This window comes from Spirochaeta dissipatitropha, from assembly GCF_054657935.1.
The window spans coordinates 162,001-180,255 of the sequence record NZ_BAAHXT010000004.1; the positions used below are offsets into that span (position 1 = coordinate 162,001).

The 18,255-nt window shown below is 45.5% G+C and carries 18 protein-coding genes; 13 read left to right on the forward strand and 5 right to left on the reverse strand.

Annotated features, from left to right (window positions below; translation table 11 throughout):
- The first annotated feature begins 49 nt into the window (after positions 1–49).
- From ACYQ2L_RS06205 to ACYQ2L_RS06255, 11 genes are all read left to right on the forward strand, one after another.
- Positions 50–1,336 carry an O-acetylhomoserine aminocarboxypropyltransferase/cysteine synthase family protein gene (locus ACYQ2L_RS06205; protein ID WP_460052720.1) on the forward strand — a complete coding sequence of 429 codons (1,287 nt, stop codon included), beginning with the start codon at positions 50–52 and terminating at the stop codon, positions 1,334–1,336.
- 142 nt (positions 1,337–1,478) lie between these two features.
- Positions 1,479–2,042: a TetR/AcrR family transcriptional regulator gene (locus ACYQ2L_RS06210; RefSeq protein WP_460052725.1), complete on the forward strand. Its 564-nt coding sequence runs from the start codon at positions 1,479–1,481 to the stop codon at positions 2,040–2,042.
- Positions 2,043–2,049: 7 nt separating this feature from the next.
- Positions 2,050–2,814, forward strand: a complete 765-nt coding sequence (locus ACYQ2L_RS06215; protein WP_460052728.1) for a 16S rRNA (uracil(1498)-N(3))-methyltransferase — start codon at positions 2,050–2,052, stop codon at positions 2,812–2,814.
- 20 nt (positions 2,815–2,834) lie between these two features.
- Positions 2,835–4,985 (forward strand): glycogen debranching protein GlgX, encoded by a 2,151-nt coding sequence (glgX, locus tag ACYQ2L_RS06220; RefSeq protein WP_460052733.1) that lies wholly within the window; start codon positions 2,835–2,837, stop codon positions 4,983–4,985.
- Between the two features lie 69 nt (positions 4,986–5,054).
- Entirely contained in the window at positions 5,055–6,080 is a 1,026-nt protein-coding gene (locus ACYQ2L_RS06225; protein ID WP_460052737.1) for an aldo/keto reductase, read from the forward strand.
- A complete protein-coding gene (locus ACYQ2L_RS06230) occupies positions 6,080–6,502 on the forward strand; it encodes an OsmC family protein (protein WP_460052741.1) in 423 nt (140 codons plus the stop codon). The genes ACYQ2L_RS06225 and ACYQ2L_RS06230 overlap by 1 nt, the downstream gene beginning before the upstream one ends.
- A 41-nt stretch (positions 6,503–6,543) precedes the next feature.
- Complete coding sequence (locus tag ACYQ2L_RS06235) at positions 6,544–6,810, forward strand: ribbon-helix-helix domain-containing protein (protein ID WP_460052746.1); 267 nt, start codon at positions 6,544–6,546, stop codon at positions 6,808–6,810.
- Positions 6,800–7,576 (forward strand): ABC transporter permease, encoded by a 777-nt coding sequence (locus tag ACYQ2L_RS06240; RefSeq protein ID WP_460052750.1) that lies wholly within the window; start codon positions 6,800–6,802, stop codon positions 7,574–7,576. The genes ACYQ2L_RS06235 and ACYQ2L_RS06240 overlap by 11 nt, the downstream gene beginning before the upstream one ends.
- Positions 7,576–8,319, forward strand: coding sequence for an ABC transporter ATP-binding protein (locus tag ACYQ2L_RS06245; protein ID WP_460052754.1), 744 nt, complete (start codon positions 7,576–7,578; stop codon positions 8,317–8,319). Before ACYQ2L_RS06240 ends, ACYQ2L_RS06245 begins: the two co-directional genes overlap by 1 nt.
- Positions 8,316–9,359, forward strand: a complete 1,044-nt coding sequence (locus ACYQ2L_RS06250; protein WP_460052760.1) for an MlaD family protein — start codon at positions 8,316–8,318, stop codon at positions 9,357–9,359. Before ACYQ2L_RS06245 ends, ACYQ2L_RS06250 begins: the two co-directional genes overlap by 4 nt.
- Positions 9,346–10,224, forward strand: a complete 879-nt coding sequence (locus ACYQ2L_RS06255) for a tetratricopeptide repeat protein (protein ID WP_460052767.1) — start codon at positions 9,346–9,348, stop codon at positions 10,222–10,224. Before ACYQ2L_RS06250 ends, ACYQ2L_RS06255 begins: the two co-directional genes overlap by 14 nt.
- 27 nt (positions 10,225–10,251) lie before the next feature.
- On the opposite strand, the gene ACYQ2L_RS06260 is transcribed toward ACYQ2L_RS06255, so the two are convergent.
- Entirely contained in the window at positions 10,252–11,106 is an 855-nt protein-coding gene (locus ACYQ2L_RS06260; protein WP_460052775.1) for a M23 family metallopeptidase, read from the reverse strand.
- A gap of 223 nt (positions 11,107–11,329) precedes the next feature.
- On the opposite strand from ACYQ2L_RS06260, the gene ACYQ2L_RS06265 reads away from it, so the two are divergent.
- Both ACYQ2L_RS06265 and ACYQ2L_RS06270 read left to right on the forward strand, forming a co-directional pair.
- Positions 11,330–11,638, forward strand: coding sequence for an ArsR/SmtB family transcription factor (locus ACYQ2L_RS06265; protein ID WP_460052782.1), 309 nt, complete (start codon positions 11,330–11,332; stop codon positions 11,636–11,638).
- Complete coding sequence (locus tag ACYQ2L_RS06270; RefSeq protein WP_460052786.1) at positions 11,635–12,696, forward strand: 3-dehydroquinate synthase; 1,062 nt, start codon at positions 11,635–11,637, stop codon at positions 12,694–12,696. The genes ACYQ2L_RS06265 and ACYQ2L_RS06270 overlap by 4 nt, the downstream gene beginning before the upstream one ends.
- A gap of 52 nt (positions 12,697–12,748) precedes the next feature.
- Here the strand turns inward: ACYQ2L_RS06270 and ACYQ2L_RS06275 are convergent, their stop codons facing one another.
- The 4 genes from ACYQ2L_RS06275 to ACYQ2L_RS06290 are packed head-to-tail and all read right to left on the reverse strand — an operon-like array spanning position 12,749 to position 18,210.
- Complete coding sequence (locus ACYQ2L_RS06275) at positions 12,749–15,220, reverse strand: helicase-related protein (RefSeq protein ID WP_460052789.1); 2,472 nt, start codon at positions 15,218–15,220, stop codon at positions 12,749–12,751.
- The gene (hisS, locus tag ACYQ2L_RS06280) at positions 15,217–16,542 is read right to left on the reverse strand and encodes a histidine--tRNA ligase (RefSeq protein ID WP_460052792.1); all 1,326 of its coding nucleotides are present in this window, start codon (positions 16,540–16,542) and stop codon (positions 15,217–15,219) included. The genes ACYQ2L_RS06275 and hisS overlap by 4 nt, the downstream gene beginning before the upstream one ends.
- Positions 16,542–17,228, reverse strand: a complete 687-nt coding sequence (locus ACYQ2L_RS06285) for an aminotransferase class IV (RefSeq protein WP_460052797.1) — start codon at positions 17,226–17,228, stop codon at positions 16,542–16,544. Before ACYQ2L_RS06285 ends, hisS begins: the two co-directional genes overlap by 1 nt.
- Complete coding sequence (locus ACYQ2L_RS06290) at positions 17,197–18,210, reverse strand: aminodeoxychorismate synthase component I (protein ID WP_460052800.1); 1,014 nt, start codon at positions 18,208–18,210, stop codon at positions 17,197–17,199. The genes ACYQ2L_RS06285 and ACYQ2L_RS06290 overlap by 32 nt, the downstream gene beginning before the upstream one ends.
- Positions 18,211–18,255 lie beyond the last annotated feature (45 nt).

The following is an 18,255-nucleotide window of genomic DNA, read 5'->3' on the forward strand; positions in this document are numbered from 1 at the left end:
TAAAGATATTTGAGGAATGAAGAAGTAACTGATTATAAGGAGATGATATATGTCGAATTCAAGCTACAGACTTGAGACTCTGGCGCTGCACGAGGGACAGAGCCGAAATTCTGAAAATCCGAGTCGGGCAGTACCCGTTTCGAGGACCGTTGCCTATAATTTCCGTGATGCAGAACATGCTGCGAATCTGTTTGGACTGAAGGAACTTGGCTACATTTACAGTCGAATCCAGAACCCCACCCAGGATGTTCTTGAACAGCGCATGACTGCACTTGAAGGCGGGGCCGCCTCATTAGCGTTGGCTTCGGGTACGAGTGCCATATTTTATGCAATTATCAATATTGCAACCTCCGGAACCGAGATTGTATCCAGTAACCATCTCTACGGTGGTACGTTTACCATGTTCAATGATATTCTGCCTGACTATGGAATAACGACCAGATTTGCTGATCCACTTGATCCTCAGGCCATAGCAGCACAGATCAACGACAAAACAAGAGCTGTGTTTGTAGAATCGATTGGTAATCCGACTCTGAGCGTTCCCGACTTTGAGGCTATCGCTGAAGTTGCTCATTCGCATGGACTCCCATTGATCGTCGATGCAACTTTCACCACCCCAGCACTATTTCGTGCAATCGAGCATGGTGCTGATATTGTAGTTAATTCTCTGACGAAATGGATTGGTGGCCATGGAGTTGCAGTAGGCGGAATAGTCACTGACAGTGGCCGGTTTAACTGGAAGACAGCAAAATTCCCGACACTGAATGATCCTGAACCGAGTTATAACAATATTCGTTTTGCACATGATCTTGGAGACTTTTCTCCACTGGCCTACATTCTCCGGATGAGGGTAGTGCCACTTAGAAATCTTGGTGCAGCAATTGCAGCTGACAACGCCTGGGCTTTTTTACAGGGTATAGAAACACTGGCATTGCGCATGGAACGACATAGCAGTAATGCACTTGCAGTTGCTCAATATCTTGAACAGCATCCTCAGGTCAGCTGGGTACGTTATCCAGGACTGCCCTCTGATCCTTCTTATGCAAATGCTTCGAAATATTTCAACGGCGGTTTCGGCGGCATGATTGTGTTCGGTGCCAAGGGCGGGGCAGCTGCCGGAGCAAGGTTTATTAACGGTCTTCAGCTTTTCAGTCATGTAGCCAATGTCGGTGATGCAAAAAGCCTTGCCATTCATCCTGCCAGTACAACTCATTCTCAATTGAATGAGGACCAGCAAAGATCTGCCGGAATTCCGCCGGAGATGGTCCGCCTTTCCATTGGCATCGAACATATCGATGATATCATCGCCGATATTGATCGAGGTCTCAAGGCTTAGAATAGCCTATATCTTTCTATTGCCCGGACTTGGCTGATCTGTATCATTGACAGATCAGCCTTCTTCGGATAATCTGTATCGGTCGGCAACCGAATTTATCTGTGGTTGTGCAATGGAGCAGACAGGAAGAAAGGGTAAGGCAATGGCCAAAAAACGTGCCAGTTCAGAAAGGAACAAAGAGCGTATAATAACAACAGCTTCCCGGCTGATTGTTGAAAAAGGCGTTGCTGATACAAGTCTCGCAGATATTGCACGTGAGACCGGCATCAGCAAGGGAACACTTTACTATTATTATCCCAACAAAGGGGATCTGATTTTTGACATCAGTGAACGTCATCTTGACCGTTTAACCAACAAGTTGTTTGCCTGGATTGAACGCAGCAGTGAGGATATTACCCCGGAACTGGTTCTGCGTGTTATGTATGATATTATTTTAAAGTCTACAGCCAAAGGTATTACTCATCTTTATCTGATTCAGGAAGCGATAGCACACCACCCGCCTTTGAGGGATAGATTCCGCCAGGAATATCCGCGCTGGGTTCAGATGATCAGTGAGGGATTAAAGAGAATAAGTCCACAACGGGATGACCATGAAATACTTGCGAGCATCCTTATGGCTTCAATTGATGGGTATCTCATTCAGAAACTCCTTGGGGTTGAAAGAGTCTCCGTGGACAAGGTAGCCAGATACCTGTCTGACTTCTGATTTCTTTATGAACAGAGCTCTTTTTGATCCTGCAGAGCTGATCAGTGATCAGGTTTTTCTTCCTTCTCATGACCGACGAGCCAGCCATTTATTGAAAATATTGCGTGTTCAGCCTGGAGAAAGTGTCGAGGTAGGCATCATTAATGGGCTCCGTGGCCATGCTGTAGTTGAATCTATCGATTCAGAAGGAATACTTCTGGGTTCATTTTATCTTGAAGAAGAAGCTGACTCTCTCTATCCAGTTGAACTTATACTTGGACATCCCAGACCGATAGTACTCCGCCGCATTCTCAAGGATGCAGTAACTGCAGGGTTTTGCAGGATTTCTGTACTTTGTACAGATCTTACCGAAAAATCATATATGAAGAGCAGTTTCTGGAGTGAGCCGAAAGATCTGAGAGAGCTCCTGATTTTAGGGGCGGAGCAGGCCGGTGGAACTGTCCTGCCACAGCTTGAGCGTCATTGGAGCGTTAAACAGTATCTGAAGAATATTACTGACAGTTGCTCTGATTCCAACCCGGTCAATATTCTGCTTCACCCTGAGAATGATAAGGCTGCTGGTTTACGGCATATTGATATTAAGCAGAAATCAGAACAGACACAGCTTTTACGGATCGCCGTAGGGCCTGAAAGAGGCTGGAGTGACAGTGAACTTTCTCTTTTCTCGGAGCACGGGTTCAGGACGGCACATTTCGGATCCAGAATCCTCCGGACAGAGTCTGCCGTTCAGTGGGCGATTGCACAGCTTGTTTCTTTGTATTCAGTGCACTGATACGCTACAATATACTATGTATGAGCATTCAACAATTTCGAGTCTGGCCAGGTAAACCTTATCCGCTCGGCGCAAGCTGGGATGGATCCGGTACAAATTTTGCAATTTTTTCGGCACATGCTGAAAAAGTAGAGCTTTGTCTATTCTCTGAAACCGGAAAACGTGAGATTGCCCGAATTGTAATGCCTGAATATTCACATGAAATCTGGCATTGTTATCTCCCGGATGTCCGCGCCGGACAGCTGTACGGTTATCGGGTGTATGGTCCATATGATCCTTCAAAGGGTCATAGATTCAATCATCACAAGCTTCTGCTTGATCCTTATGCAAAAGGATACAGCGGCAGTCTGAAATGGCATGATTCACATTTCGGATATATCCCCGGACATGCCAGAGCAGACCTTTCATTCAACAAACAGGATAACTCTCGATACATGCCCAAATGTAAGGTTATCGATCCATCTTTTACCTGGCGTGAGGATTATTTTTCAGGCACTCCCTGGGACCGAAGCATAATATACGAACTTCATCCGCGTGGTTTCACAATGCTGCACCCTGATGTTCCTGATGGTCTCAGGGGGACTTTTGCCGGTCTCAGTCACCCCTCGATTATATCGCGCATCCGGAAACTGGGGGTCACGGCTGTTGAACTGCTTCCTGTTCATACCTTTATTCAGGATCGGCATCTGGTGGATCGGGGATTGTCTAATTATTGGGGTTATAATTCCATAGGATTCTTTTCCCTTCATGCTGATTACCTGCATACTGGTTTGATTGATGAGTTCAAGACATTCGTCCAGCTAATGCATGATGCCGATCTTGAAGTGATCCTGGATGTCGTATTCAATCACACAGCTGAAGGGAACCACCTTGGTCCGACTCTGTCTTTCCGTGGAATAGACAATGCGTCCTATTACTACCTTATGCATGATAATCCAAGATATTATAATGATTTTACCGGTACGGGGAATGCCCTGGAACTTCGTCACTCAATGGTTCTGAGGATGGTGACGGACTCACTCCGCTATTGGGTACAGGAAATGAAGGTTGACGGCTTCCGTTTTGACCTTGCTACCACTCTTGCAAGAGAAGGTGGAATCTACGATCAGGATTCGGGATTCCTGGATGCAGTCGCACAGGATCCGGTCTTATCCAGCTGTAAACTTATTGCAGAACCATGGGATACCGGACCAGATGGATATCAGCTCGGTAATTTTCCTCCTGGTTGGGCGGAATGGAATGACAGTTTCAGAGATACTGTGCGACGTTTCTGGAAAGGGGATTCAGCTCAGGTTCCTCAGCTTGCATCCAGAATTACTGGTTCATCAGATATTTTCGACAAACGGGGAAGAAGACCATGGGCCAGTATTAATTTCATTAGCGCCCATGATGGTTTTACACTGTACGACGTGGTTACTTATAACAGGAAGCTGAATGATGCAAATCTCGAGGGTGGAAAAGACGGTCACGATCATAATTTCAGCTGGAATCATGGTGTAGACGGACCGGTTGATGATGAGGAAATTCTGGATGCACGATTCCGTCACATGCGGAATATGATGGCGACCCTGCTTCTTTCTCAAGGTGTGCCGATGATCACAGCTGGTGACGAAATCGTCAGAACACAGGGTGGAAACAATAATCCATATTGTCAGGACAATGAAATCAGCTGGTTTCCATGGGGGAATATCGATTCCAGGGCAATGTCATTCCTGGATTTTACATCAGCTCTTATCAAACTACGAAAAGATCATATAGTTCTGCGCCGTTCAAGGTTTTTTCTGGGACAGAAGATACCCGGTGCAGCAGCGGAGGACATCTGCTGGCTACGTCCCGAAGGGACAGAAATGCAGGAAGAAGACTGGCATCAGCAGGAGGACAGATTCCTCAGGTGCTATATAAACGGAGAAGCCGGGAACAGATATCTGACAATCCGCGGCGAGCCTGAGCCTGACTGCAGCTTTGAGTTTTTTATGAATGCTTCCAGAGACCGAATAGAATGCAGGTTGAGAAAACTTCATGATGATAGGCCAGAAATCGTTCTGGATACATCCCGGGATCAGCAGGGTAACACCTCGTTACGGCTCCACGGTAATACGACTGACATTATATCCATTCCTCCCGATACAATGATTGTAATCAGATACCGGCCAGCTATCGGTACATCGTAGTGTTGTTTCTTCTGATTATTTATTAGCCATCGTATTGTAGGAATGCTCCAAGTGCATTAGATTTTTACTATGAAGTACACACAATTAGGCAGAAGCGGATTGATAGTATCGAGGGTATGTCTCGGAACTATGGTATTTGGAGAGACAGGAAACCGGGGAACACCAGTCGCTGAAGCAGATCAGATGATACATCGTTTTCTTGATGCAGGCGGCAATTTTATTGATACAGCTGATGTGTATGCAGGCGGGCGATCAGAAGAGATTATTGGAAAAGCAATCAGCGGTAAGAATCGTGATCGTCTTGTAATGGCCAGTAAGGTCCGTTTTCCAACTGATACAAGGGATCCAAATGCGGCTGGCTTGTCCAGGAAGCACATGATTTCTTCGGTAGAGAACAGTCTCAGGCGATTGAATACTGATTATCTCGACATCGAATATCTGCATATGTGGGATCCAGTAACCCCGATAGATGAAACCTTGCGCACAATGGATGATCTTATCCAACAGGGTAAGGTCCGTTATTTCGGTATAAGTAACTTCCGTTCATGGCAGGCTATGAAAATACAGGCAGGGGCATCTGCAATCGGCATACCTCTTATTGCAGCTCAGTATCAATACAGCCTGGTTGTCAGGGATATTGAATACGAGGTGCCAGGTTTCTGTGAAAGTGAAGGCCTGGGAATTGTTCCCTGGGGTCCTCTTGGAGGAGGGTTTTTATCCGGTAAATATTCCGAGAACAAGCAGCCGTCTCAAGGAAGACTCGCAGCGGCTTCGAGTACCCAGGAGGAAGCATGGAATAGACGTGCTACTGAACAGAACTGGCGGATTCTTAATGAGGTCAACAAACTTGCCGAGCTGTACCGATCCACCACATCACAGGTCGCACTGGCGTGGCTGCTCTCCAGGCCTCAGGTCGATTCCATCATCATTGGCGCAAGGACTGCTGAGCAGCTGCAGGATAACCTATCATCGGTTGACCTGCAGCTCAAGCGTGATGATATTACCAGACTGGATACTGTCAGCCGGGCTCCAGATCTGTACCCCTACCGGATGATAGATGGATATGGAATAAGAAATTTTGATGAGGTTAATTAATGAGGATCGATGTTGAACGTGTGAATATGGCTGTCCATTTTCGGGCGAGGAATATAGATGGACAAAGTATAGATATAGATGGTTCTGAAAAAATCGGAGGTACCGCTTCCGGTATGCGTCCGATGGAAGCACTGCTGTCAGCCTTAGGTAGCTGCGCGGCTATGGATCTTGTCAGTATACTGAAAAAGCAGCGTGCTGATCTTCGCGATATCAAGTACTCGGTCGAAGGAAGACGAAATGACAACTCCGTGCCAAGTCCATTTTCGGATATAAGTCTGCATTTTGATCTGTACGGAAATATTGATGAAAAGAAAGCAGCTCGTGCGGTTGAGCTTTCAGTTACTAAATACTGTTCAGTTGGTGCGAGTCTGAAAGAAGATATTGATATCCGTTACAGTTTCAAGGTTCATACAATTGATTGAGTCATTGACTCAGCTCAGACAGAAGATTATTCTTTAGTCATATGGAGACTCGAAAAGAAGAGATAATTACTTTCAAGGTTGATTCAGGACTGGCCGAGAAGCTCAGAAGTGTGCCCAATCGTTCAGAGTTTATCCGGCAGGCTGTGTTGCTGCATCTGGGGAACGAGTGTCCATTCTGCCATGGAACAGGCACACTGACTGCGCATCAGATGGCGCATCTCCAGACTTTTCTTGAACATCATGAGATGCAGCAATGTGATGAATGCGGTGAAACCCACCTTGTCTGTGAGAATGGGCATGAGGCTTAGGCGCAGCAAGGTAGTCCGGGATTATCTGTACCCAATGGGGTACTTTGGATCGGTTATCCGTGAACTGCTCGGATTCTGGCGACAGAGAAATATAAGTCTTAAGGTGCTCATTCTTCAGGTTTACTTTACCGGGATTGAAGCATTGGCAACAATTGCCATGATCTCACTGCTCATTGGTGCAATAATTATCATTCAGGGGGTTTCACTTCTACCCCAGTTTGGTGCCCAGGATGTAATGTATACACTTCTTATACTGATTATTACCCGTGAGCTTGGACCATTGCTGACAGCTTTTATTGTAGCAGCTCGATCCGGAAGTGCGATCTCCACACAGCTTGGAAATATGGTTGTCTCTCATGAGGTGGAAGCCTATGTAGCCGTAGGAATCAACCCGATTTCGTATATTGCTGTACCAAGGGTAATTGGTGTAACTCTTTCTATCCTTGGTTTGAATATCTATTTCAATATTTTCGGACTGATCGGGTCGTATTCTGTGGTGCGTCTCTTCCAGGATCTTCCTCTTGATGAGTACCTGTATAATCTTACGAATCAGATGGCCGCCTGGGATCTTCTTGCACCTATTCTGAAATCTCTGGCTTTTGGAATAATTATCGGTACTGTATCCACATACTATGGATTCCAGGTTGAGCGGGCAATTACCGAAGTCCCTCAGAAAACAATAAAATCAATAGGAAATTCCATTGTTTTGTGTATATTGGCTAATGGAATAATAACCATTCTCTCCTACATGGTAAGGATAGGATAATGCTGAGACTTGAAAATATCTGTGTATTCGGTGGTGGACAGGAACTGATACATTCAGTGAGCGAGATTTTTGAAGAGGGGAAGGTTACAATTCTTATTGGCGGCAGTGGCTCCGGAAAATCACTGCTCCTGAAAACAGCAGCATATATACATCCACCAGCAACAGGCGATGTCTGGTATAGAGATGAAAATCTTGGAAGGATCAGTGAAGATCGCATGAAAAATTTGCGTAAGGACTGGGGCTTTATGTTTCAGGACTCTGCTCTGTGGTCAGATATGTCTGTATATGAAAACCTCGCACTACCTTTGAGATTTCACAATCCTTCATTGAAGGATGCAGAGATCAAGGAGAAAATTGAAAGGCTTGCACGGGAAATTCGTTTCACCGCAAAACTTGATCAGCGACCGATAGCTTTTTCGGCCGGTAAACAGAAAGTCCTTTCATTTATGCGAGCGGTTGTGAATGATCCGCAACTACTTTTTCTTGATGAACCTTCAACATTTGTTGACAGATCCGGTTTTATGCCGATCTTCAGAAAGCTGGAGACCTATCGCAGACAAAAGAGGACTGTTATGATGGTTACTCATGAACTGGATCTCGCCCGCAGTCTTGGTGATAACCTGATGGTGGTACGGGATGGCAGAATAATTGCACATGGACCAATGGATGAACTGCTGGAATCAAAGAGGTCCGATATTCAGCAGGAGATTCTTGACAGCTTCCAGCAAGGAGAGCAGGAGTGAAATTCAGATTACGGCATGCTGATAAATTTGTTGGTGTTTTTTTTATTATCGCCACTGCCTTCATCATTACAGCATTGATTATTGTTGGTGGCAATCAGCGCTGGTTTTCCAGAGATTATACCTTTTATACTCAATTTCCGACGGCTGCCGGAATTTCCAGAAATCTCTCCGTACAGCTAAGCGGTTTTGAAATCGGTAAGGTTATCGACTATCAACTGAATGATGACAACATGGTAGACGTGACCTTCGTAATATACGATACATATTATGACAGGGTACATCCGGGATCCGTTGTTGAACTTAAAAGCAATCCTCTTGGTATTGGGGGCGGACTTGCCTTTTACCCGGGTATTAACAGGGAGCAAATTCTTGAAGATTTCAGCTTTATTCCGAGAATTAATTCTCCTGAAGGCCGTCAGCTTGTGGAAAGTGGACAGGTGGTGCTTCTCGGTGATATTGATCCTATAGCCGCCATTCTTGACCAGGTGGAGCCGATTCTGACTGGTGTTCAGGAGACGGTTCAGACATTGAATAGAACACTGGCTTCAGTTGAAGAAATGTCTGTAGTTGTTCTGGCTTCGCTCAAGGGAGAAGGCGAAGGGCCTGTTACTGATACCCTTCAGAATATTGCAGCGGTGACGGCTTCTGTTGATATTGTTCTACAATCAGCCCAGGTGATACTCGAGTCAGTCCAGCTTCTCGCAGCCGAACTCGAGAATCCTGACGGTCTGTTACCAAGAATTGTAGGTGCTGAAGGATCCATTGCGACTTTCCTCAATGATGACAACCAGCTTTTTGATAGTGTATTTGGCAGTATTTCAGCCGTTGAAGCGTCACTCGAAAATGTAGAGGAGATGACCAGGAGTCTTCAGAGAACATCTCCCCAGATTGGAGTTATGCTCATAGAGGTGCAGGCTGCAATAGAAGAAACACGCCAGGTATTGGAAGGGGTCAGAAATAATCCTCTTTTGCGTGGCGGAATACAGGCTGAGCGAGCACCTTCAGTCCATCAACCGGGGTATAGAAATGCTGACTTCTAGAAATACAGGGATAATCTGGCTTACCACAGTAATTGCAGCGATCATCATCTTTTCAGGATGTTCTACTACTGCAAAACTGCCGCAGGAGAGCAATGCAGTCAAGAATCAATCGCTGGATTACAGACAGCTCGCTGAGAGGAATCTACTTAACCAGAGGATTCAGGAGGCTGAGATTCTGTATAGAAACGCACTTTTTCTCAGTCAGAGTATCGATCATCAGTCAGGAATTGCTCTTGCCTTGATCGGTCTGGGAAATGTACAGAAAGCCGCGGGGAATATGCCTGATGCTGCCAGTTTATACAGACAGGCTGAATATATTGCAGGCAGATCTTCATTATCCGGTGAGAAAGTGCGTGCGCGTGTGGCTCTTGCAGAAATATCACTTCAGGAGAGGAACGGGACCCAGGCATTGGAGCTATTGAGTGGTCTGGAGGATGATCTCGATTCTCAAGCGATTGAAAGAGCAATGGTGTATCACAGCAGAGGAATTGCGCAGCGCTTGAACGGTAATTATGGCGAAGCGCTTGCAGCACTGAATGAGGCTATCAAAATAGCAGAGCGCAGGGGGGATTTACTCGCAAAAGCTTCAAGTCATTTTCAGCTGGCATCGGTATATTCATTACAGAATGATTTTGAAACAGCTCTCAAACACGCAGATATTTCGCTGCAGCTGGACAGACAGCTGGAAAATTCTATGGGAGTGATCTCTTCACTGCAAGCACTGGCAGCAATTTACGATCGAATGTCGGAAAGGGAATTGGCGAGCTGGTATCTCCTCCGGGCTCAATCGGTTCAGCAAGGAATAAGCAGTCAGGAAAGCGGTCAGAAAAGTCTCTGGGAATCAGAAGCAATTCGAATGGAATGAGTTAATTAGTATTCTTTTTGGGGTTGATTATCTGCGTATACGTCGTGGAAAGTCATTCGAAATTGCCAGAAACTGGGCAGGGTCAAGAATCTGATTTTCCATCCAGAGTTCAAGGTGCAGGTGTGGCCCCGTAGAGAGCCCTGACGAGCCAAGGGTGCCTATTAAATCCCTCTGATTGACTCTGTCTCCCTCATTAACACGAATGCTTGCCAGATGGGCATACATGGTCCGGAATCCATAGCGGTGACGGATCCAGATATAATTACCATAGTCGAAGGCAGACCCGGTTTTCTCTACTACCCCATCAGCAAGGGCAAGGATCGGTGCGCCCGGTCTTGGTTCCGCTATGTCAAAACCTTTATGCAGGTATACCTGATTCGTGAAGGGGTGGATATTCGGACCGTATTCCAGGGTAACGATTCCCCTGCCGTCGGGGAGGGGCCATGCATTCGGAATATGCCGTAGCAGATTCTTGTTCAGGGTGAATAATCTTTCTACGTTCTCCAGTGAGGCGGCAGCCTGATAAAACTGTTCAGCGATACCAGGTAAGTCGTCGGGATTGTCGGACAGGATAATGTCATTCATTCTTCCGGTATATGCAGAGGACTGGGCAGCCGGGTTTCCGTACTGTGCAATGGTCCTGTCGATTGTAATATTGAATGTTTCAGCGGCACGGATCAGTGAAGCGATCTCAGCAGAAACCAGTTCAAGGCTGGCCTCGGTACTTGATGAGCTATCTACATTATCGTTACGCGTTCTGAGCATGTTGTTTGCCATAACAGCGGTTCCCACCGTCATGAGTGCAAAGATGCACAGCCCGAAAATTACCGACGCAATGTGGATACGGAACTGGTATGGCTGCTCCGATTCCGAGTCAGGCATTATTATGAGAGTAAATTCACCAAATTTTTTCTTTTTCTGACTATTTTTTCTCTTTTGCCTTTGCACTCGCTCTCCCGATACACATCTAACATCTCATGACTTGGATGATTCGTCAAGACTAATACAGTAAGCCATTTAATATTGTTATCGGTAAACATATGCTGTTGCATTATTGATTTTTATATTGTAAAGTAACTATATAAGAAAATTTTGGAGTGGAAATATGCAAGTAGCGCAGCCATGTCCGGAGGATTATCTAAGCGAGCGAGCACAGCGTCTCAAGGTCTGCGGACATCCTCTTCGTCTTAAATTATTATGTGCAATATATTACTCCGGTGAACCCTGTGTCAGTCAGCTGTGGGAGTGTGTAGGGCAGGCTCAGCCTGTCGTTTCACAACACCTTGCTGTTCTCAAGGATAACGGAATTGTCAGCTCTGAGATCAAGGGAAATCGCCGTATATATTCCATTACTGATCCATTTATAAGGAATATTGTTTCATCGGTTGTTTCTGAATCTGGTGTCAATGTATGACTTTGAACGTAGATAAGTTCTCGACTGCTGTTCACTTTGGTTCCACAAGACTATCTGAACTCCGTTGTGATCTGAGTGTGTACGACAGTGTCATGGCCGCAGCCCCGCATGGTGTAAAACTTCCTCCAGGGGATCTAACCTTGCAGGCTGATGAACAACATAAAACCTGGGATACCGTTACTCTTGTTCTACAGACACTGCTAGATAGAGGAGTCGCCAGGGACGGTAGTCTGCTTGCTGTCGGTGGCGGTGTGCTTTGTGATTTATCTGCCTTTGCTGCATCAATCTATATGCGGGGAATCAACTGTATACTGGTCCCGAGTACGCTCCTGTCTATGGTTGATGCTGCCTTCGGCGGAAAAACAGGAATGAATTTCGGTGGTTACAAGAACATGATTGGCACCTTTTATCCTGCTTCTGAATTGATTATCGAGGTTGATTTTTTACGTAGTCTTCCCGATTACGAGCTGCAAAGCGGTATGGGAGAAGTTTTCAAGGCTGCATTACTCGATAGTGGGGATTTATGGAAGAAGCTTCGGAAACATGCCGCGGAGCTAATGGATTCAGACCGCAGAGATGACTCACGCTGGGAAACAGATAGATATGTCTGGGAGGAAATAATCAGAGAAGCCCTGGCGATCAAAGGAAGCATTGTGGAGGCTGATTTCCGGGAGTCCGGTCAACGAGCCTTTTTGAATCTTGGACACACCTTTGGACATGCTGCTGAATCTGTACTTGGTTTCGGGACAATTCCTCATGGAACCCTGGTTGTGTGGGGAATACTATGTGCCCTGAAATCAGGCTTATGTCTGGGAAAAACACCGCAGTCCTATTATGACGAAGTTTATCAATTGGCAATTGAACTGGGTTATCCTGAAAAGATAAAGCTTCCAGACGGGAAATCGATTGAAGATCTCATAAGCGCAATGCGTTCTGACAAGAAAAAGCGTGACGGGCAGGTTCGTTTTGTTCTTCAGCATGGTCAGGCTGACACCTTTCAGGAAGTAGTCAGTGAAACCGTACTGAGAGAGGTTCTGGCTGAAGCAGTTCTGAGCTGAACACCCCCTCAGTCAGTTTTTTATCGGACATTTGAGTAATTTGTGTTCTAATTCAGGCCTCGTACATATGTATGAGGCGCCTGTAACTTTCATTTACTGCATGCTCTGCATCCAGATTTTTATGTTCAGGAAGCTCTTCAAGCAGCTCTTCCAGAGAAGCCAGACTCTCTCCGAGGGCCGTGAAATAGAACCTTTGAACACTAAAATAGAAGGTTCCCGTACCATTGCTTTTTAAACTTATAAATCCTAGATTTTTTGATTTCTTTTTTAATCCAGCAGGTTTCATAAGCAGATGCAGGTTGGAGCAGATTTCTGTAAAGATATCATCGTTTGACAATGTGAATTGTTTTCTTCCGGGCCAGTTCCTGATAATATCCTTATCCAGATCAAAAAAACGTATATGTGAAAGTATAACTGCTATTTTTTCGCGGGAAAACAATTCATGTCCCTCGTATATAACAACTGCCTTCCTGTTGCCGATCTCCTGAGGCAGATTGGAAACACCTTTACGCATACAGTTTTTCAACTCCGGCCAGGGCAGTTCAACAATGTTCTTACTGCCTTTCTGCTGTCTGACTGGAAAATCATGATTATTGATTTTGACACTGTACTGATTGGAGTCTGCCTTTGTTTTTCTACCTTTTTCCGCATCCTGCAACATTGACAGAAGCTCCGGGCGGACGGTATGAATCATATCGGGTTCAAGAGGTGAGACCGAGCGAGCCCACATTCTGGTCGTTCTGACTATTTCACCTGCCAGAATGAAGCGAGGTGTTTCCCTGAATAATATTGATCCGGGATGTATCTGTATTCTATCTGTTGTGAGGCTTCGATACTGTCCTTTTCCGGAACGTACACAGATAAACTGGATCAACCCGGTAGCCATTGCGCATAAATAGTCTTCTATGCGCCCACCACTCAGGAGAGGAACGCCTTGTTCGCTCACAATTTCCCCTAACTGGTTTTTTACATTGAATATCTCTGCCATCGCCTGGGAGTCGAGGTAGTTACGTTCACAAAAGTCACTGCGGTTGCGGGCAGATTTATAGGAACGAAACATACGAATATAGGAGACAAAGTCACCCTTGCTGTCACGGAAGCCATGATGTGCTTTCCTTGCTGCAACCTCTTCTCCCGGAGGCAGCAGGAAAGGAGACGGGCAGGTGAGGAATGATGTGCCAATCAATACTTCATCCATTACCTGCGGATAATCGTACATAGCAGATATTATAATGCGTGAATGACGAGGGAGCAGGGGGAACTTGGCCATCATTTCGCCGATTTTTGAAAGAGAGTTGTCGGGATTTAATGCATTGAGATCCTTGAGGGTATCGATCGCACCTATAATTCCCTGTCTTCCTGGAGGACTGATAAAATCAAACCCTTCAAAATTCCGGATGCCGATTTCAGCCATTCGGAGAACTACTTCACTTAGATCCGTGCGATATATTTCTTCCTGGGCGTATAAGGGACGACTTTCATAATCATCCCTGGAGTATAATCGATAACAGGTTCCGGGTTGGGTTCTCCCTGCCCGCCCTTTGCGTTGATTTGCTGAGGCCCGGGATACAGGACCCTCAACGAGCGAAGATGTAAATGTCTTGGGATTGTAAAAGTTTGTCTTTGCCAGGCCGGTGTCAATGACAGTCGTAATACCATCTATAGTTACGCTGGTTTCAGCAATATTTGTAGCGATAACTATCTTCATCTTGTTTTTCGGTGCTGGAAGAAAAACTGATTCCTGTTCTTCCTTGCTGAGTCGGCCGTAAAGCGGCTGAATATGAAGTTTCCGCCTGTAGGGCATGCGTTCAAGCTGCAATACAGTATCCTTGATGAATTTCTCGCCACTGCAGAACACCAGAATGTCTCCATCCTGTTTGTTATCGATTACTCTTCCCACAACGTCGGAGATTCTGGTTATAAAACCCTCATACCCCTGCTCAGAAGGCGGAGGGTTATAAATTACCTGCACAGGATATACGGGTGTATCTATGCGTATTACAGGGCACTTGTTGAAATACTCGGAAAATATTTCAGCATTGATTGTTGCTGATGATATAATCACCCGTAATTCAGGCCTGCTATCCAGGGCTCGCTTCAGCAATCCCAGTATAAAATCAATGGTCAGGCTGCGTTCGTGGGCTTCATCCACAATAATAACAGAATACTGAGTCAGACTCGTATCATGCTTGATTTCCTGTAGCAGAGTACCGTCGGTCATTATTTTTAGATGTGTAGCGGGAGTAGTGTGATCTTCGAACCGCATCTTGTAGGCAACAAAATCAACATTTTCAGGTTTAATCTGCTTACGGATAAAATCGCAGACTGATACTGCAGCGATTCTTCGCGGCTGAGTTACACCAACCATTCCTTTCTTTGTATATCCTGCTTCCTGGAGCAGCACTGGAAGCTGGGTGGTCTTTCCTGAACCGGTCGGGCTTTCAACTACAATAACCTGATTGTCTTTCAACGCATCGAGAATCCTGCTGCGCTGGGCATATACCGGAAGGTCTTGATATCTCATAATTTCCTGCTTTTGTCACTGATTATCTCAGTATTATTTTTCAGATGTGAGCCAATATCCTGCAAGGGGATATTTTCCATACTTTCACGGCTCACAAGGTTCTTTATATTAGCCGTTCCTGTAGTTTTTTCATCAGGTCCAAAAAGTATACCGAAGGGAATGTTCTTTTTCTCGGCAAAGGAAAACTGCTTCGGGAGTTTTTTGGCCTCGGGATACACCTCTATTTTAAGCCCCTGGGCCCTGAGAGCTGCTGCAAGACGATGATAATCCGGTAGACAGCCTTCATCTACGCAGAAAATCAATGCATGAGTCTGCGGGCCGAGATCAGGGATCGAGTTCAGTTCATCAAGGCCGGCAAGTAACCTGTCCAGACCTATTGATGCGCCAACTCCGGGCAGTTCCTGTTTGCTGTACAGTGCAGCAAGATCGTTATATCTACCACCGCTACAGACAGATCCAATCTCAGGGAGTTCACTGAGAAAGGTTTCAAAGACAATTCCAGTGTAGTAATCCAGTCCCCTGGTGATTGAGGGATCTATTACGATATCTGCTTCGATACCAGCGTCTTCACAGAGCTGAATAACCTGGCCCAGCCGTCGGGATGCATCAGTTTCACCGCCTGCGAGACGTGTCATATTTTCCAGCGTCTGGGCATTGTTCCCGGCAGGCTGAATAAATGCAAGGATATCTTCTGCAGCAGAATGGCTACTGAGTGTGGTCAGTCCTTCAAGCACCTTGTCCTGACCGATTTTTCTGAGTTTATCTACAAGTCTCAGAATTTCGACTGATTGTTGGGCGATTTCCAGACGGTCAAGCAGTTGGTTGAAAAGCCCACGGTGAGAGACTTTAATACTGATTCTGTCGATCTGCAGGGCCTTGAAAGAGGCTGCCATTATACTCAGGATTTCAAAATCCGAGGATACTGAGTCAGATCCTACTATATCAAAATCACACTGCACAAATTCACGGTATCTACCTCGTTGGGTATTTTCACCCCTGAAGACCTTCGAGATGTGATATCTCTTGAAAGGCAACTGCAGTTCGTTATGGTGCATAGCCATGAATCTGGCAAAGGGAACTGTGAGATCAAAACGCAGTGCAATATCCCTGCCCCCGTGATCTATAAAGTGGTAGACCTGTTTATCCGTTTCACCTCCGCCTTTTCCCAGCAGTACTTCAGTGTACTCCAGCATGGGTGTATCAATCGGAACGCAGCCGAATCCTTCAAATACATTCTGGAGTTTGCTCTGCAGGTGGAGCCTCAGCCGTTCATCATTCGGCATCATATCTCTGAAACCTTTTAGAATTCTGGGGTTTATCATCAGCTTCTCTCCTGTGCTTCACGTAAATTATGTATAGTGCTTGTAGGAAAACACCGTGTTCCTAACGGATTCATTGCATTCAGAATGCAGATTGAATCATATAAAAATAGATCCGTACAACGGATACTAGCTTCAGTTAACCTTCCGGAACGGAGTTCCCTGTTTCTGGAAGTGCTGTACAGCAGCGGGGTATCAGGTGTGAACCACTTGCCACCGCGATGGAAGGCAAGTGCTGAATAACCAGCATCTGTAATAAAGCCATTATATACCAGAATGACTTCCTCTGTCGCCTCCAGGCCTTTACTGCAGTTCTGTATATAATGCCTGTTTTCAAATTTGAGTGGATAGATTTCGTTCAGGGGAATATGAGTGGGCAGATCCCGAAGTATGAAGGATGTGATTTCTTTTTTGCTGTACTCAACTATTTCAGTATCTATCAATTTCTCAGTCGTATAACGGAAACGCAATTTCCATGTGCCAGTCGATGAATCAGGAACGGATTCAAGCGCACGGGAATAATATGCTTTCGCCTTTTCTTCAGCGCTGAATCTTGTGTCTCCTGCAGCACGCAATGCAAGTATCATCCGGTCAATATGATCCTCTGGATAGCAGGCTGAACCTTCTATTATACAGATAGCCTCAAAAAATACTGTATCAGCCGAAATGTGGAATTCTGATCTTGGCATGTAGTTCAGCATATTCTTCTTTGGGATCACTGTAAATGGTTATTCCTCCTCCAGCCCTGAAGCGTGGAAAGGCAAGAAGTGGCTGGCTGCTTAATCCTCCTGCTCTCTGCTCTATAAATCGTATCATTACGGCACTGCAGAATTCATTCCCGTCGAAAAAACCAAGGATACCAGTATAATAACCTCGATCTTCACCTTCAGCCTGGCGTATCAGTTCCATAGTACGTTTTTTCGGTGCCCCGCTTATCGATCCGGCTGGCAGCATACTCTGAAGTGCCAGGGCCAGTTTCTTTTTCCAGCTCGTACCAAGCTGAGCAATTATTTCTGAACTTGCCTGAATAATGCCGCCCGAATCACTTTGTATGTGTTCCAGGTATCTATATTTGCGTACTTCAATCTCAGATGCAATTGATCCCAGGTCGTTACGCAGGAGATCAACTACCGTCAGATGTTCTGCTGCTTCCTTCGGATTGTTCAGCAAGCTGTTTTCAGCATCCTGTTCCGACGCGAGAATAGTTCCTTTCATTGGATATGTCGAAATTTCTCCTTCAGAACTAATTCGGATAAAGGACTCAGGTGAAAACACGCAGAAGTGATCCTTCAACCAGAACCTGTATGGTGCCCTGGCATACAGCAATACCTGTTTGAGATCTGTATTCAGGCGAATATCTACCGGGTATGTCAGGTTGGCAAGAAAGGATTCACCGTACAATTGACCTTCATGAATAACAGAAAAGCCTTTCAGGTATTCATGGTAGGCTTTTTTTCTGAATATCTCAATCTTTGGTACAGTATTAAGTGAGTAATCCAGTGGAAGATTTGATCCTAAGGGGGTCGAATACAGGATGTCTGAGGGATCAATCGAATCAAGCGTCCAGAGCATGGGCTGCTTCATTTCTACATCCAGGATGAAGAGGTAGGGGACAGATGCAATGCTTAATTCATGTAAGTCTGAAAAAAAATCTATGTATATACCGCTCACAAAAAGGACTATACAGAATCCTGATTCAAAGGTACACTACTATCA

Excerpts from the sequence above, each read along its gene's own strand:
- ACYQ2L_RS06205 (WP_460052720.1), top strand. The coding sequence starts at position 50 with ATGTCGAATTCAAGCTACAGACTTGAGACTCTGGCGCTGCACGAGGGA.
- ACYQ2L_RS06210 (WP_460052725.1), top strand. The coding sequence starts at position 1,479 with ATGGCCAAAAAACGTGCCAGTTCAGAAAGGAACAAAGAGCGTATAATA.
- ACYQ2L_RS06215 (WP_460052728.1), top strand. The coding sequence starts at position 2,050 with ATGAACAGAGCTCTTTTTGATCCTGCAGAGCTGATCAGTGATCAGGTT.
- glgX (WP_460052733.1), top strand. The coding sequence starts at position 2,835 with ATGAGCATTCAACAATTTCGAGTCTGGCCAGGTAAACCTTATCCGCTC.
- ACYQ2L_RS06225 (WP_460052737.1), top strand. The coding sequence starts at position 5,055 with ATGAAGTACACACAATTAGGCAGAAGCGGATTGATAGTATCGAGGGTA.
- ACYQ2L_RS06230 (WP_460052741.1), top strand. The coding sequence starts at position 6,080 with ATGAGGATCGATGTTGAACGTGTGAATATGGCTGTCCATTTTCGGGCG.
- ACYQ2L_RS06235 (WP_460052746.1), top strand. The coding sequence starts at position 6,544 with ATGGAGACTCGAAAAGAAGAGATAATTACTTTCAAGGTTGATTCAGGA.
- ACYQ2L_RS06240 (WP_460052750.1), top strand. The coding sequence starts at position 6,800 with ATGAGGCTTAGGCGCAGCAAGGTAGTCCGGGATTATCTGTACCCAATG.
- ACYQ2L_RS06245 (WP_460052754.1), top strand. The coding sequence starts at position 7,576 with ATGCTGAGACTTGAAAATATCTGTGTATTCGGTGGTGGACAGGAACTG.
- ACYQ2L_RS06255 (WP_460052767.1), top strand. The coding sequence starts at position 9,346 with ATGCTGACTTCTAGAAATACAGGGATAATCTGGCTTACCACAGTAATT.
- ACYQ2L_RS06260 (WP_460052775.1), bottom strand. The coding sequence starts at position 11,106 with ATGCCTGACTCGGAATCGGAGCAGCCATACCAGTTCCGTATCCACATT.
- ACYQ2L_RS06265 (WP_460052782.1), top strand. The coding sequence starts at position 11,330 with ATGCAAGTAGCGCAGCCATGTCCGGAGGATTATCTAAGCGAGCGAGCA.
- ACYQ2L_RS06270 (WP_460052786.1), top strand. The coding sequence starts at position 11,635 with ATGACTTTGAACGTAGATAAGTTCTCGACTGCTGTTCACTTTGGTTCC.
- ACYQ2L_RS06275 (WP_460052789.1), bottom strand. The coding sequence starts at position 15,220 with ATGAGATATCAAGACCTTCCGGTATATGCCCAGCGCAGCAGGATTCTC.
- hisS (WP_460052792.1), bottom strand. The coding sequence starts at position 16,542 with ATGATAAACCCCAGAATTCTAAAAGGTTTCAGAGATATGATGCCGAAT.
- ACYQ2L_RS06285 (WP_460052797.1), bottom strand. The coding sequence starts at position 17,228 with ATGCCAAGATCAGAATTCCACATTTCGGCTGATACAGTATTTTTTGAG.